This is a genomic window from Azospirillum brasilense (genome assembly GCF_003349955.1).
Classification (GTDB): Bacteria; Pseudomonadota; Alphaproteobacteria; order Azospirillales; family Azospirillaceae; genus Azospirillum; species Azospirillum brasilense_B.
The window spans coordinates 18,189-33,661 of sequence record NZ_QLKQ01000075.1 but is presented as its reverse complement, the minus strand read 5'-3'; the positions used below and the strand labels follow the sequence as shown (position 1 = coordinate 33,661).

Below are 15,473 nucleotides of genomic sequence, written 5' to 3'. Positions count from 1 at the left end.
TGGCGCCAGCTATACCTCAGCCGAGTCGCGGCTGCCCCCGGTTTGTGATGGGCTCGCAGTTCACCCCGAGCCACCGGCTCGGGCAGGGTGAAGGCGTAACGGCCGAGCATGTTGATGTGCTCATGGGCGAGTGGCGACAGGCGGGCGACGTCCGGTATTCGGTAGCAAACACACCCACGCCCAAGTTTCGCGCAAGCCATTGATTTCGCTAATATATCGCCCTTATCGCAGCCATTCGAGCGAGGCGCAGTCATGGGCGACACCTACGTTATCAGCGGACTCATGTGTGGACGGCCCTTTCGGCGCAAGAGAAGAATTCGTGTTGACGGTTGGTCGGGTGCATCCATGTGTCCGGCCTGTCGTCGCGACCGGTGGTCGCTGGCCTTGATGAAGTCCGCGGATCAACGCCCAAATCACCTCAGCGCGCTCCCGGGCGCTTGGTCCCCGTGGGTTTGGTCGATCCCCGGTCTGACCGGTTCGTCATCACGTCTCACCACCCTCACGCCATCCGTCTCGGCAGGGCCCTGGTCCGCTGCCGAGCCGAACCTCGACTATGCGGCGGTGGGTGCCGCGTAGGTCCCGCCGCGCGTCAGCACCGCCCAGGCGATGCGCGCGGTCTTGTTGGCCAGAGCGACGGCGGCGAGCTTGGCGGGCTTGCGCTCCAGCAGCTTCGCCGCCCAGCATCGCGCCGCGTTGTCCTGGCGCGCCAGCCGCATGACCGCCGTGGCGCCGACGACCAGCAGGCGGCGGATGTAACCGTCCCCTTGCTTGCTGATCCCCGTCTGCCGGTCCTTCCCGCCGCTGCTGTGGGCTTTCGGCGTCAGGCCGAGCCATGCGGCGAACTGCCGGCCGGATCGGAACAGCGTCCCATCCGGCACCGCTGCGGCGATCGCACTGGCGGTGATCGGCCCAATCCCGGGGATCGTCGCCAACCGGCGGCTCACGTCGCTGGCGCGGTGCCACTCCAGAATGCGCGCCTCCAACCGGTCGATCTCCTCGCCGAGCAGGCGGAGCTGATCGACAAGACCGTGCAGCGCCCGGCGCGCCAGTTCCGGCAGACGATCCTGCGCCTCGTGCAGCGCCTCGATGGCGGCTTTCGTCCCGCTTGGGCCTTTGGCCGCGACGATGCCGAATTCCGCGAGGTGACCGCGCAAGGCGTTGATCAGCATCGTCCGCTGCCGAACCAGCAGGTCACGGGTCTTGTGCAGCATCAAGGCGGCCTGCTGATCGACGGTCTTGACGGCCACGAAGCGCATCGTCGGTCGGGTCACCGCCTCGCAGATCGCCTCGGCATCGGCGGCGTCGGTTTTCCCCCGCTTCACATAGGGTTTGACGTAGGCAGGCGGCATCAGCTTCACCGTATGGCCCAGCGCCGCAATTTCCCGCGCCCAGTGGTGCGCCGTTCCACACGCTTCCATCCCCACCAGGCATGCCGGCAGGCCTTGGAAGAACTTCAGCACTTCGCCCCGTCGTAACTGCCGACGGACCAGAACCTTCCCGTCTCCGTCGATGCCATGAACCTGGAAGACATTCTTCGCCAGATCCAGACCGATCGTCGTCACGCCCATCGCTGGCTCCCATGAGGTGCTGTCTTCGACATCCAACGCTTTTCACCGGCATTCGGGAAAAGGGCCGTCCACCACATCACCTCAGTTCACCATATCGCTTCAGCCTCCCTGCTTTCCTACGCTGGCCGTGTAGGCGTTGCGCAGGCCCTTGGCGGACAGCGGCAGAGTCATCGCCTTGCCGGGACCGTCGGAAAAACCCAGGATGATTGGCTGGGTTGCCGTCGCCAGGGCATCCAGACTCTGTTTCGAGAGATCCGCGTCGGCGTAGCAGGATTGCAGGCACCGACGGAAGGCGAGCGAGACAACCGGCTTGTCACCGACGCGAATGGTCGCCCCGTCAGGCAGCCACACGCCGGCTGGCAACTCGACGAGGATCTTGTCGCTGGCGGCTCCGGCCGGCCGGCCGATCACTGTCTGCGCAATGATGCGCCCATCCGGCCCGGCAACCGTCTGCACGCTCTCACAGACCTTCGTGTCCTTGGCACCGTCGCGCCCCATTTCGCAGCGCACGATCCAATCGTCATAGTTGGCCGTCGTCCGGTTCGGTGTCGGCTGCTGCGCCGATGCGGCACCGGCGGCAACGCAAAGCATCAGCGACAGAAGGGCAACACTCGGGCGGGTCATGGTTGCGATCATCGGTGGTCTTCTCAAGAGGGTTGCATAGGGTCAGTAGATGGTGGAGATCCGGACCCTCAGGTCGAGATCGCCGGCACGCCGCTTGTCCTCGTCAAGCAGGGCGACGCCCGCGGTCAGCCCCATCGTCAGATGACCGGCGAAGCGGTAGTCGAGGCCGAGGCCGGTACCCGCGAGGGAAAGCGTGCGGCGCCCTCCGAAGTCGGTTCCGATGGCACCGTCCAGGAAGGCGAAGGGGTGTACGGCATCGTCCCGGATCAGCGAGAAACCGGGCAAACGCAGGTCGTTGCGCAGGATGAGGCCGCGATCGGCCACGCCGTCCCCAAGGTCGTATCCGCGCACCGCGTAGAGACCGCCGAGCGCGATCTGCTCCGTATCGGGCAGCGCCCGCCCGGCGAGTTGGACCGTCAGCTCGTTGACGAGGCCGAAGCCGTTGCCGAGGTCCGTGCTGCGGCTCGCCACGCCGGTCATGTACGCGTAGTCCAGACGCCGCACCCGGCCGTTCGAGAAAGCGCTCCAGCCCTGGTCGTCGTTGCCGGCCAGGACGCCGCCGGGATTGGCCTTGCCGGTCAGGCCGATCGCCGTCGTCCCCAGGCGGTCGCTCCAGCTCCGGTCCCAGCCGAGACCGATCTGGAAGAGGTCCACGCGCGCCCGGCCCAGCCACACATCCTGGAACGCGACCCGCCGCTCCAGCCTCTTGATCTCGATTCCCGCTTGGACGTCGCCGAAGTGGACGCCAGGGAGAAGGTCGGAAAGCGCGGAACGGTAGTAGACCGGCAGCTCGAAGAAAGTGTTGTCGGAGGTGAAGGGATCCGTCTTCTGACGCGTCGCCACAAAGTTCGGGCTGACCTCGATCGCCTGGCGATCGCCGGTCGGCAGAACGAAGCGGGCCGAATGGCTGAGATAGCGGGCCCGGTCGCCGTCACCCGGAAACAGACGCCCGGCATCGGAGAACAGGTCGCGCGATCCGGTCGTCTGCCAGGAGCCGTAGGCGTGGTCGAGCCCGGCAAGGCCGAACCCGCCGCCGACGAACAGGCGGTTGCGGTCGGTCTCGCGCGTGCCGGTGTTGGAATAGCCGGCGAAGACCTGCCAAGGCTTCTGCCGGGTCACTTCCAGCGTCAGATCGGACCGGCCGAAACCGTCGCCGGGTGAAAAGACGCCCTGCACCCGGCGGTAGGGATAGCGGTTGAGCCAACGCAAATCCTCGTCGATCCGCGCCGCCTCGATCCGCTCACCCTCGGCGCCACGAATCCGCTCCGCGACGGAAGCGCCGGGCTCATCCTCTTCCCCCTGGGTGGAGACCCGGCCCAATGCGAACTCGATCACCTGCAGGCTGAGGATGCCGGCGGAAATTTCCTGCGGGGGAACGCTGACCGAGACGAACGGGTAGCCGACGTCCCGATAGACCCCCGCGACGGCCGCTTGCGCATCGGCGATCAGCGCCATGGACAGCGGCCGGCCGATGAAGCCGGCGAGTGCCGCGCGCAACTCGCTCCGCAAGGCCGGATCGGGCTCCACACCTCCCAGGCCGATCCGGCCGATGACGACCTCGTCCCCCTCTGGAAGCGGGGCGGCCGCATTGCGGCCGATCAGGCGGAAGGCGCGCAGCGAGACGCCGAGCGGCGTTGGGTCCGCCGCCACGCGGCTGCCAGGATCGACCGTGATTGTGGCGGACGGCGCCGCCTGCTCCGGCGGCGGGTTCCGTTCGACCGGCACGGACTGCGCGAGCGCGCCGCCGCCCGACAGGACCAGGACCAGGACCAGGACCAGGACCAGGACACCCAGGGCGAAGGCTTGGATGGGGAAACGGCAAGGGTTTGACGGCATCACGGGGATTTCACGCTCAGGAAGGTTCCCAGAACCCGGTTGGCGGGGTGGGGAAGGGATGCACAGCCTTCGCCGCCGGCCGCGCCGCAGGCGTCCTGGGTTCCATCGCCACCCCCATCCTGTTCTGATGCGAGGCCCGGCGATCCGGCTTCGCTTCCCGAGCGGCCTGCAACGGTGGGCGCAGCCGGAGACGGCGCGACCGGATCGATGAGACGCGCAGGCAGGAAGGCGGCGATCCCGGACGGAGGAGGCAACTCCACCAGCACGCCCGGGGTGGCGCGCGGATCGCTTGCGGTTGGACGATCGGTGGACAGCGGATTGGCTGTGCCGGCCGGACGGGACGGGTCGTCAACGACCACCACCGGCGGGGGCTGGACGATCACCAGGTTACCATCGACATAGCGAAGCGTGTAGTTTCCTGCCGCATCGCCGGAGAGGACCCCGCCCGTCGCCGTGCTGACGTATCGTCCGACGCTCGACAGAGATGTGGCGCTGGTGGAGACGCCGACGCCGGACAACAGGGCGTCGCCTTGACCATTCTTCCAGCCCGACACGCTGTAGCCCAGCGACGGCACGCTGTCACCAAGGACCATCGTGCCGTTGGCTGCGGTCACGGTCAGCGGCGCCGGGGTCACCGCGAAGGCACCGTTGACGTAGCGGATCGTGTAGTTGCCGGCCGCCGCACCCGACAGCGTTCCACCCGTCGCCGCACTGGCATAGGCCCCGACGTTCGACAGCGCGGTGGCGTTGGTGGAGACGATGACACCGGACAGCAGGGCGTCGCTTTGGCCGTTTCTCCAGCCCGACACGCCGTAGCCCAGCGACGGCACGGCGTCGCCGTAGACCATCATGCCGTTGCCTGCCGTCACGGTCAGTGGCGCCGGGGTCACTGTGACGGTGCCGGTCATATGGCTGAGACTGTAGTTGCCCACCGCCGCTCCGGACAGGACGCCGCCCGTAACTGTGCTGACATAGGCTCCGGCATTCGACAGCGACGTAACGGCGGTGGAGACGCCGATGCCGGAGATCAGGGCGTCACCCTGGCCGTTCTTCCAACCCGATGTGGTGTAGCCCAACGCCGGCACGGCATCGCCGTAGACCATTGTGCCGTCGGCCGCCGTCACCGTCAGCGTCGCCGGCGTCACCGCGAAGGTACCGCCCAGATGAGTGAGCGTGTAGTTTCCAGCCGCGGCGCCTGACAGAACCCCGCCCGTCGCCGTGGTGATGTAGGCGGTTCCGGCATTCGACAGCGACGTGGCGTTGGTAGAGACGCCGACGCCGGACAGCAAGGCCCCGTTCTGGCCGTTCCTCCAGCCCGATACGCTGTAGCCCAGTGACGGCACGGCATCTCCATAGGCCATCGTGCCGTTGGCCGCGGTCACCGTCAGCACCGCCGGCGTCACCGAGAATGCGCCGTTGACATAGCTGAGCGTGTAGTTGCCGGCCGCCGCCCCGGACAGCGTCCCGCCTGTCGCCGACGTGAGGTAGGCGCTGCCGACGTCGGACAGAGCCGTGGCGTTGGTGGACACGGTGACGCCGGACAGCAACGCGTCGCCCTGGCCGTTCTTCCACCCCGACACGCTGTAACCCAGCGACGGCACGGCGTCGCCGTAGACCCTCACGCCGTTGCCGGCGGTCACGGTCAACGGCGCCGGGCTGATCAAGACGGTGCCGCCCACATGGCTGAGTGTGTAATTGCCGGCCGCCGCGCCCGACAACATCCCGCCCGTCGCGGTGCTGGCGTAAGTCCCAACATTCGACACGGATGTAGCGCTTGCGGAGACGCTGATGCCCGAGAGCGAGGCGTCACCCTGGCCGTTCTTCCACCCCGATGTGGTGTAGCCCAGTGCCGGGACGTTCTCGCCGTAGATCATCGTCGCGTCGGCTGCCGTCACCGTCAACGTCGCCGGCGTCACCGCGAAGGCCCCCCCGACGTAGGCGAGAGTGTAATTGCCCGTCGCGCTGCCCGACAACACTCCGCCCGTCGCCATGGTAAGGTACGAGGTTCCGACATTCGACAAGGACGTGGCGTCCGTAGAGATGCCGACGCCGGACAGCAGGGCGTCGCTCTGGCCGTTCCTCCAGCCCGACGTCGTGTAGCCCAGCGACGGTACGGCGTCGCCATAGACCATCGTCCCATTGGCCGCCGTCACGGTCAGCGTCGCCGGCGTCACCGAGAAGGCACCGTCGACGTAGCTGAGCGTGTAATTGCCCGCCGCCGGCCCGGACAGCGTACCGCCCGTCGCTGTGGTGGTGTAGGCGGCCCCTACATTCGACAAGGACGTGGCGTCCGTGGAGACGGTGACGGCCGAGAGCAGAGCGCCGCCCTGACCGTTTCTCCATCCCGCCGTCGTGTAGCTCAGTGACGGTACGGCGTCGCCGTAAATCATGGAGCCTCCGCCCGCCGTCACCGTCAATGTCGCCGGCGTCACCGATATGGCGCCGTTGACGTGGTTGAGCGTGTAATTGCCGGCCGCTGCTCCGGACAGCGTTCCACCGGTCGCCGTGCTGGCGTAGTTCCCGACATTCGACAGCGACGTGGCGTCGGTGGAAACGCCGATGCCGGACAAGAGAGCGTCGCCTTGGCCGTTCTTCCAGCCGGAGATGGCGTAGCCCAGCGACGGCACGGCATCGCCGTAAACCATCGTGCCGCTGGCCGCCGTCACCGTCAGCGCCGCCGGCGTCACCGAGAAGGCCCCCCCGACGTAGGCGAGAGTGTAGTTTCCCGCCGCCGCGCCCCCCAGCGTTCCGCCCATCGCCGTGGTGGTGTAGGCGGCCCCCACATCCGACAGCGTGGTGGCGTTGGTGGAAACCCCGATGCCTGAGAGCAGCGCATCGCTCTGGCCGTTCTTCCAACCAGAACTGGTGTAGCCCAGCGACGGCACGGCATCGCCGTAGACCATCGCGCCATTGGCAGCGGTCACCGTCAGGACCGCCGGCGTCACCGAGAGGGAGCCACCAACGTAGCTGAGGGTGTAGTTGCCGACGGCCGCTCCGGACAACGCTCCGCCCGTCGCCGTGGTGAGGTAGGAGGTTCCAACGTCCGACAGGGATGATGCGTTGGTGGAGACCGTGACCCCGGAGAGCAGGGCGTCGCTCTGGCCGTTCCGCCAGCCCGACACGCCGTAGCCAAGCGTCGGCACGGCATCACCGTAGACCATCGCGCCATTGGCGGCGGTCACCGTCAGCGTCGCCGGGGTGATCGTGACAGTGCCGGTCGCACGGCTGAGTGTGTAATTGCCCGCCGCCGCGCCCGACAAGATTCCTCCCGTTGTGGAGGAGGTGTAGAGCCCGACGTTCGACAGCGACGTGGCGTCGGTGGAGACGGTGACCCCGGAGAGCAGCGCCTCCCCCTGGCCGTTCTTCCAGCCCGCCACGCTGTAACCCACCGACGGCGCCGTGTCACCGTAGACCATTGCGCCATTGGCGGCGGTCACCGTTAGCGTCGCCGGGGTCACCGAAAAGCTGCCGTCCACATGGCGGAGCACATAGTTCCCGTTTGCCGCGCCCGACAGCGTGCCGCCCGCTGCCGTGCTGGTGTAGACCCCGACGTTCGACAGCGACGTGGCGTCGGTGGAGACAGTGACGCCGGACAGCAGCGCATCGCTCTGGCCGTTCCTCCACCCTGCCACGCTGTAGCCCAGCGACGGTACGGCGTCGCCATAGACCAACGTCCCGTTGGCTGCCGTCACGGTCAGCGTCGCCGGCGTCACCGAGAAGGTGCCGCCAACATGGCTGAGCGTGTAGTTGCCCGCCGCCGACCCGGACAGCGTGCCGCCCGTCGCTGTCGTGACATAGGCGCTCCCCACGTCGGACAGCGTGGTGGCGTTGGTGGAGACTGCGACCGCCGAGAGCAGCGCCCCGCTCTGGCCGTTCTTCCAGCCGGAGCTGGTGTAGCCCAGCGACGGCACGGCATCGCCGTAGACCATCATGCCGTTGCCCGCCGTCACCGTCAGCGCGGCCGGAGTCACCGAGAAGGAGCCGCCCACATGGCTGATGGTATAGTTGCCGGTTGCCGCGCCCGCCAGCGTGCCGCCCGTCGCTGTGGTGATGTAGGCGGTTCCCACATCCGACAGTGACGTAGCGTCGCTCGAGACGGTGACGCCGGAGAGCAGCGCATCGCTCTGGCCGTTCTTCCATCCCGAAATCGTGTAGCCCAGCGAGGGTACGGTGTCGCCATAGACCATCGTGCCGTTGGCAGCCGTCACCGTCAGGGTGGCCGGAGTGACCGCGAAGGAACCGTTGACGTGGCTGAGCGTGTAATTGCCGGCAGCCGACCCGGACAACGCGCCGCCGGTCGCCATGGTGGTATAAGCACCAACGTTCGACACGGATGTGGCGCTTGCGGAGACACTGATGCCCGAGAGCGAGGCGTCACCCTGGCCGTTCTTCCACCCCGACACGCTGTAACCCAGCGACGGCACCGCATCGCCGTAGACCATCGTCCCATTGTCGGCCGTCACGGTCAGCGTCGCCGGAGTCACCGAGAAGGTGCCGTTGACGTAGCTGAGCGTGTAGTTGCCCGCCGCTGCGCCCGACAGCGTGCCGCCCGTCGCTGTGGTGGTGTAGGCGGTTCCCACGTCCGACAGCGTGGTGGCGCTGGTGGACACGCTGACATCGGACAGCAGGGCGCCGCTCTGGCCGTTCTTCCACCCCGACACGCTGTAGCCCAGCGACGGCACGGCGTCGCCATAGACCATCGTCCCGTTGGCCGCCGTCACCGTCAGCGTCGCCGGCGTCACCGCGAAGCTGCCGTCGACATGGCTGAGCGTGTAGTTGCCCGCCGCTGCGCCAGACAACGTCCCGCCTGTTGCCGTGGTGAGGTAGGTGGCTCCGACATTCGACAACGACGTGGCGTCCGTGGAGACAGTGACACCGGACAGCAGCGCGCCGCTCTGGCCGTTCTTCCAGCCGGACGTCGCGTAGCCCAGCGACGGGACGGCGTCGCCGTAGACCATCGTCTCGTTGGCCGCCGTCACCGTCAGCGGCGCTGGGGTCACCGAGAAGGTGCCGTTAAGGTAGCTGAACGTATAGTTGCCGGCCGCCGCGCCAGACAACGTCCCGCCCATCGCCGTGGTGATGTAGGTGGCTCCCACATCCGACAGCGCGGTGGCGTTGGTGGATACGCCGACATCGGACAGCAACGTATCGCCTTGGCCGTTTTTCCAGCCGGACGTCGCGTAGCCCAACGACGGCACGGCGTCGCCGTAGACCATCGTCCCGTCAGCCGCCGTTACCGTCAGCGTCGCCGGCGTCACCGAGAAGGAACCGCCCACATGGCTGATGGTATAGTTGCCGGCCGCCCCGCCCGAGAGAGTGCCGCCCGTCGCCGTCGTGACATAGGCGCTCCCCACATCCGACAGCGTGGTGGCGTTGGTGGACACGCCGACACCGGACAGCAGCGCCCCGCTCTGGCCGTTCTTCCAGCCGGACGTCGCGTAGCCCAGCGACGGGACGGCGTCGCCGTAGACCATCGTCCCATTGTCCGCCGTCACGGTCAGCGTCGCCGGGGTCACCGCGAAGCTGCCGCCGACATGGCTGAGCGTGTAGTTGCCGGCCGCTGCGCCAGACAACGTCCCGCCTGTTGCCGTGGTGATGTAGGCGGTTCCGACATTCGACAAGGACGTGGCGTCCGTAGAGACGGTGACGCCGGACAGCAACGCGCCGCTCTGGCCGTTCTTCCAGCCGGACGCCGTGTAGCCCAGCGACGGCACGGCGTCGCCGTAGACCATCGTCCCATTGTCCGCCGTCACCGTCAGCGTCGCCGGCGTCACCGAAAACGCGCCGTTGACGTAGCTGAACGTGTAGTTGCCCGCCGCCGCGCCCGACAGCGTGCCGCCTGTTGCCGTGGTGGTATAAGCGCTCCCCACGTCCGACAGCGCGGTGGCGTTCGTGGACACGTCGACACCGGACAGCAAGGCGCCGCTCTGGCCGTTCTTCCAGCCGGACGTCGTGTAGCCCAGCGACGGCACCGCGTCGCCGTAGACCATCGTCCCGTCAGCCGCCGTCACCGTCAGCGTCGCCGGTGTGATCGAGACGGTGCCGGTCGTGTGGACAATCGTGTAGTTGCCCACCGCCGCGCCGGACAGAACCCCACCCGTCGCCGTGCTGGCGTAGTCCCCGACGTCGGACAGTGCGGTGGCGCTCGTGGACACGGTCACGCCGGACAGAAGAGCGTCGCTCTGGCCGTTCTTCCAGCCGGACGTCGTGTAGCCCAGCGACGGCACGGCATCGCCGTAGACCATCGTCCCATTGTCCGCCGTCACCGTCAGCGTCGCCGGCGTCACCACGGTGCCCACATTCACCACACGGGCCGCCCCGCCCGCGCTGAAGGTGGCGGCAACCCCCGATGTGTCGAGGAGATTCACATGGGTCCCGACATTCGTGCCGGCCGCCAGAGTGCTCGACGCCGAGCCGGTGACCCGGCTCCAGGCCCAGCCGCCCAGCAAGGAGACGGGCACCGTCTGCGGATCGTCGCCATAGACGGCGGACTGCACCACGCCGACCACGCCGGACACCCCATACAGCAGGGGCGCGTCCGTTCCGTCGGCCGGCGCCCAGACCATGCGGTCGAAGCCGGTGAAGCTGCTCGCGTCGCGCATCCCCGCGCTGTCCAGACCGGTGACGCCGGTGACCGACCCGGCCCCGGCGCCGGCCGCCATGCCGCTGGTCTGCGTGTTCCAGTAGGACAGCGTGGTCGCGCCGTCGTTGCGCCCGACCAGCCCGCCGAGCGCGGCGCCCTGCCCGGAAACCGCGCCCGTGGCATAGGACTGGGTGATGGAGCTGCCCGCGCCGTTGTTCCCCACCAGCCCTCCGGTGCCGAGGCCCTGCCCGGTCACCGCCCCGGTGGCGTAGGACTGGGCGATGGAGCCGCCCGCGCTGTTGTCGCCTACCAGCCCGCCGACGCCGTCGCCCTGCCCGGTCACCGCGCCGGTGGCGTAGGACTGGCGGATGGTGGCGGTGTTGAGGCCCACCAGCCCGCCGGTGCCGAGGCCCTGCCCGCTCACGCCGGCCCGCGAGAAGGACTGGAGGATGGTGCCGCCGTTCCTTCCGGCGATGGCGCCGACCCGGTCGCGGCCGGTCACGGTGCTGGTCGCGTCCAACCCGACGTAACCCACCGTCCCGCCCGAGCCGATCCGGCCGAACAGCCCGACGTCGTCGCTCGTCGGACGGTTGATGGTCAGCCCGCGGATCAGATGGCCGCGCCCGTCGAACCGACCGCTGAAGCCGGCGCCCCCCGTCCCCAGGGGCGTGAAGCCGCCCGCTCCCCAGACGCCGGCCGCATCGGCGCCCGACGTCGCCTGTGCGTCGATGTCCGCCTCGAGCCGGTAGGACCCCGCCGGGTTCGCGTCGATCAGCTGGAGCTGGTGGAGGTTGGTGACGGTGGCGACGCCATCGCTTCCCGGCTTCGCCGCCTCCCACCGCCCGATGGGCCGCATGTCCGTGGACTGGTACCAGTCCTTGGTGAAATCCCAGCCGACATAGGAGGATGCCTGGCGCGCCTCGGCGGTGGTCAGCCCGGTCAGCCCGGTCACCACCTTGTTGCCGACGCCATTCTGCTGCCCGCTGGTCTGCGTGTCCCAATAGGAGTTGGTGATGGTGCCTTGAGTATGCTGGCCGATAAAGCCGCCGACGTTGCTGGCTCCCGTCACACGGCCGGAAGCGTACGATTCGTTGATCTCTGCGGAACTTCTTCCGACAAGCCCTCCAGCCGAGCTTCCTGCAGCGGTGACCGATGCGGCCGCGTAGGATCGTTTGATCCGGTCCGTAGAGCTTGCGGCTCCAACAAGCCCTCCAACAACACTGTGGCCGGAAACAGTTCCAATGAAGTAGGAGTTCTCGACAATCACTCCTCCAGCTGTGCTACCGACAAGACCTCCGACAAAGATTGATGACGCCCCAGAGAATTGGCCATTGACAATCCCGATATTTTTGATGATAGCACTTCTGCTAGCCGATCCTGACGCCCGACCAAAGAATCCCAAGTTCGAGATTTGTGGACGATTGATAAAAAGATTATTGATTACATGGCCATTCCCGTCGAAGGTCCCACGGAATGTAACGTCCCCTACCCCAATCGGGACGAATCCGCGCGTGCCCCAGATGCCTGCAGGGTTGAGGCCGGCGGTCTCGGACGCGTCGATGTCCATGCCCAGCCGATAGTTGCCACTGTAATATTGAAACCAATCGGTGGCTGCGTTTATCAGGACGAGCTGATGCAGATTGCTGACGACGGCATAACCGTCCGCTCCCTTCCTAGGCGCCTCCCACATCCCAATGGGCCTGAAGTCCGGATCGGGGTAGTAGAAATTCAGGTACCATTTGCTAGTACCGACGGCAAAATACTGGCCGTCCTGCACCACCGAGTCGGAAGTCCGGATCTCGTCTGAGGTCAGGCCTCTTAATCCGTTGGCCGTGCCGCTGCCGGTGCCGATGCCATTATTCCCAAGGCCGGTGGTCTGCGTGTCCCAAAAGGACCATTCGACCGTGCCGCCGTTGGCACCGATCAGCCCGCCGGCATCCTGCCCCGTCACGGCGCCGGTGGCGTAGCTCTCGGTCACCGTGCCGCCATTGTCTCCGATCAGGCCGCCGACCGACCTCGTTCCCGTCACGCTGCCCAGGGCGTAGGTTTCGGTCACCGACCCTGCCGTCACCCGTCCGACCAGCCCGCCAACCTGATCGCCCCCCGCCGTCACGGCGCCGCTGGCATAGGTCTGGAGGATCGTCCCGCTGCTGCTGCCGACCAGCCCGCCAACCGCGCCGCCCTGTGCCGTCACCGCGCCGGTGGCGAAGGACTGGCCGATGGTCCCGCTGTTGCTGCCGACCAGCCCGCCGACCTCACCACCCCGGCCGGTCACCGTGCCGGTGGCCGACGCCCAGGTCACCGCCCCGGCGTTGCTGCCGACCAGGGCTCCGACCCGGTTCGCCCCAAGCACGCTGCCGCCCACCATGCGGACGTCCCGCACCGCGCCGCCGGTGCCGACGACGCCGAACAGGCCGACATCGTCGCTGCCGGGCCGGTTGATGGTCAACCCGCTGACGGCATGGTCCCGCCCGTCGAGCAAACCGGTGAAGGGCGTGGCGACGCTGCCCAGCGGGGCGAAGCCGGCGCCGTGGTTCCAGCCGGCGGTGGCGTCCGCGTCGATGTCGCGGCCCAGCGCGTAGGTGCCGGCCAGATTGGTGCCGATGGCCTGCAGATTTTCCGCCGTGTTCACCAACATGTAGCCGGTCACCGCCGTGCCCGCCCCAGCGATGCCGGAATAATCGGTCGGCGCGGTGTAGGCGGTGGGGTTGTAGAGGATGGACGCTCCGCCGGAGGCCGTGACGGTGGCTCCCGCGCCGAACTGCACGCTTCCCGTCCCGATGCCGGCGTAATCCGACCACAGCACCACCTTCGCACCGCGCATGGCGGCGCTCACCGTGACGTCGCGCTTGGCCAGCAGCGAAAGGTCGGATCTGGTTTCGCCGGTGACGGCCGCATTCACCGCGATGTCGCGGCCGGCCTTCAGCACGATCATGCCCTCGTCGCCCTGGGCGGTGAGGGCGGCGTTCACCGTGATGTCCCGGTACGCCGACAGGGTGAGCGTCGTCGACGCGTTCCAGGTGAGCGGTGCCGCCACCGTGATGTCGCCGGCCTGGGTTCCGCCGTCCCCCGTCGTCACCTCGACGTTGGCGAAGTTCAACGCCGACTTCAGCGTGTTCACGTTCAGAACGCTGTCGTCGCCGCTGGCGCTGAAACCGGACATTCCGCTGTCGGCGGCGTCGGAGATGGTCAGGTTGTAGGGGTCGAGCAGCAGCGTGCCGAAGCCCGCCGTTCCGCGCAGGTCCGCCGTGCCGGTGAAGGCCAGCCGCGCCTTGCCCGACACCTCCGCGTCGCCGCCCTTGCCGGCGCCCCGCGCCGAGATCGCCCCGGCGAAGGCGGTGTCGCGGTCGGACCACAGCACGACCCGGCCGCCGTCCCCCCGCGTGCCGTCGGCGCGGAGCCGCGCCCCCGCCTCCACCGTCAGCGTCCGCGCCGTCGCCACCGGTTCGGCGAGGTAGCGCGTCGCCGTGTTCCGTCCGCCCTGGTAGTCGCCGCCGACCAGCAGTGTGCCGCCCGACGCGCCGGACACGTCCAGCGCCGCCGTCCCGGACAGCACCACCGTCCCGCCGGTCGCCACCAGCGTTCCACCCCGGCCGGCCGCTCCCGAGGCGTCGAGCGTTCCGGCGATCCTCACCGACTCGCCGGACACCCGGATGTCGCCGCCCGACACGTCCGGTCGCCGTGAGGGCCGCGGCGGCCGCTTGGCCGCCCCGTCCCTCCGCCCCGGCTCCCGGACCTCCGGCGTCGGGCGCTCCGGCGTCGGGCGGTCCGGCTTCGGGTTGGCCTCGGCGATCCGGCGCTGCGCCACCACCGGGCTGTCGACGGTCACCGCGCCGCCGTCACCCGCCGTCAGGAAGACGCGGCCGTCCCGCGTGGCGGCCCCCGTCGCCTTGACGAGGCCGCCGGTGTTGCCGGCCAGCGCGTAGAGGTTGCCGCCGTTCGCCCGCATCTCGGCGTTGGCCGCCGCCAGCGTTCCGGCGTTGACCGCCTCGGTGTCCGCCCCGCCGATCTTGACGACGAACCGACCGTCGGCGTCGGCCTTCTCCTTCGCCAGCACCTCGTAGCCGGCCGCCAGGGCGGCGGTTCCCTTCGGCGCCGCGATGGTCCCCTCGTTGCGCACGGAGCGGGCGATCAGCGCCACGTCGCCGCCCCGCGAGGCGATCGTACCCATGTTGACCACGGCGGCCTTCGACGTCCCCGCGAAGGTCATGTCGCCCTGGGCGGCGAAGGCGGCGTCGGGCACGTCGTGGGTGGACGCGATGAAGCTGCCGCCGGTCGCGACCCGCCCCTCCTTGCCGACCACGATCCCGGCGCGGTTGACGAGATAGGCGGAGCCGGTCGCCGTCAGCGACCCGTCGATGCGCGAGGGCAGAGCGCCGGTGACGCGGTTCAGGGTGGCGCCGGCGCCGTTGTCGATGTGGACCGACTTCCCGGCGCCGATGGAGAAGCCCTGCCATTCGACGATGCCGGTGCGCGAGCCCTGGTCGATGCGCAGCCCGCCGGCCTGCTCGGCGATGCGCCCGTTCCCGGCGGTGAAGCGCCCGCCGGTCGGCAGCGCGTCGTCGGCGACGGCCGAGTGCAGGGGGGTGAGCGCCGTGCCGCTCAGCAGAAGGAACAGCAGGCTGCCGCGGCCGATGGTCCGTCCGGTGGAGCGCCGACGCCCCGTCGTCACGTGTTGCATTCCCTTGGCACCGGTCCCTGTCGGCATGGGCGGCGGCGTGGTCCGGGCGCGCCGGGTGCGGCCACGACACGGCCGCAATCCCGCTCCCCATCGACCGGCCGGCCCACGGCTTACTCCTTATGGAGAGGGAAATTTATCGGATCGGTCCCGCCCCCGCCCGACGATCCGTCCCAAAAACTTG

At 68.6% G+C, this 15,473-nt stretch carries 4 protein-coding genes; all 4 read right to left on the bottom strand.

The annotated features are described in order from the left end of the window. Nucleotides 1–551: 551 nt before the first annotated feature. Complete coding sequence (locus tag DXK32_RS25785; RefSeq protein ID WP_114861114.1) at nucleotides 552–1,568, bottom strand: IS110 family transposase; 1,017 nt, start codon at nucleotides 1,566–1,568, stop codon at nucleotides 552–554. 99 nt (nucleotides 1,569–1,667) lie between these two features. Beyond that, a complete protein-coding gene (locus DXK32_RS25780) occupies nucleotides 1,668–2,204 on the bottom strand; it encodes an invasion associated locus B family protein (RefSeq protein ID WP_114861113.1) in 537 nt (178 codons plus the stop codon). 30 nt (nucleotides 2,205–2,234) lie between these two features. Then, entirely contained in the window at nucleotides 2,235–4,028 is a 1,794-nt protein-coding gene (locus DXK32_RS25775; protein ID WP_114861112.1) for a ShlB/FhaC/HecB family hemolysin secretion/activation protein, read from the bottom strand. Continuing rightward, nucleotides 4,028–15,283: an MBG domain-containing protein gene (locus DXK32_RS25770; RefSeq protein WP_162801349.1), complete on the bottom strand. Its 11,256-nt coding sequence runs from the start codon at nucleotides 15,281–15,283 to the stop codon at nucleotides 4,028–4,030. The genes DXK32_RS25775 and DXK32_RS25770 overlap by 1 nt, the downstream gene beginning before the upstream one ends. Nucleotides 15,284–15,473: the final 190 nt, after the last annotated feature.

Excerpts from the sequence above, each read along its gene's own strand:
- DXK32_RS25785 (WP_114861114.1), bottom strand. The coding sequence starts at position 1,568 with ATGGGCGTGACGACGATCGGTCTGGATCTGGCGAAGAATGTCTTCCAG.
- DXK32_RS25780 (WP_114861113.1), bottom strand. The coding sequence starts at position 2,204 with ATGATCGCAACCATGACCCGCCCGAGTGTTGCCCTTCTGTCGCTGATG.
- DXK32_RS25775 (WP_114861112.1), bottom strand. The coding sequence starts at position 4,028 with ATGCCGTCAAACCCTTGCCGTTTCCCCATCCAAGCCTTCGCCCTGGGT.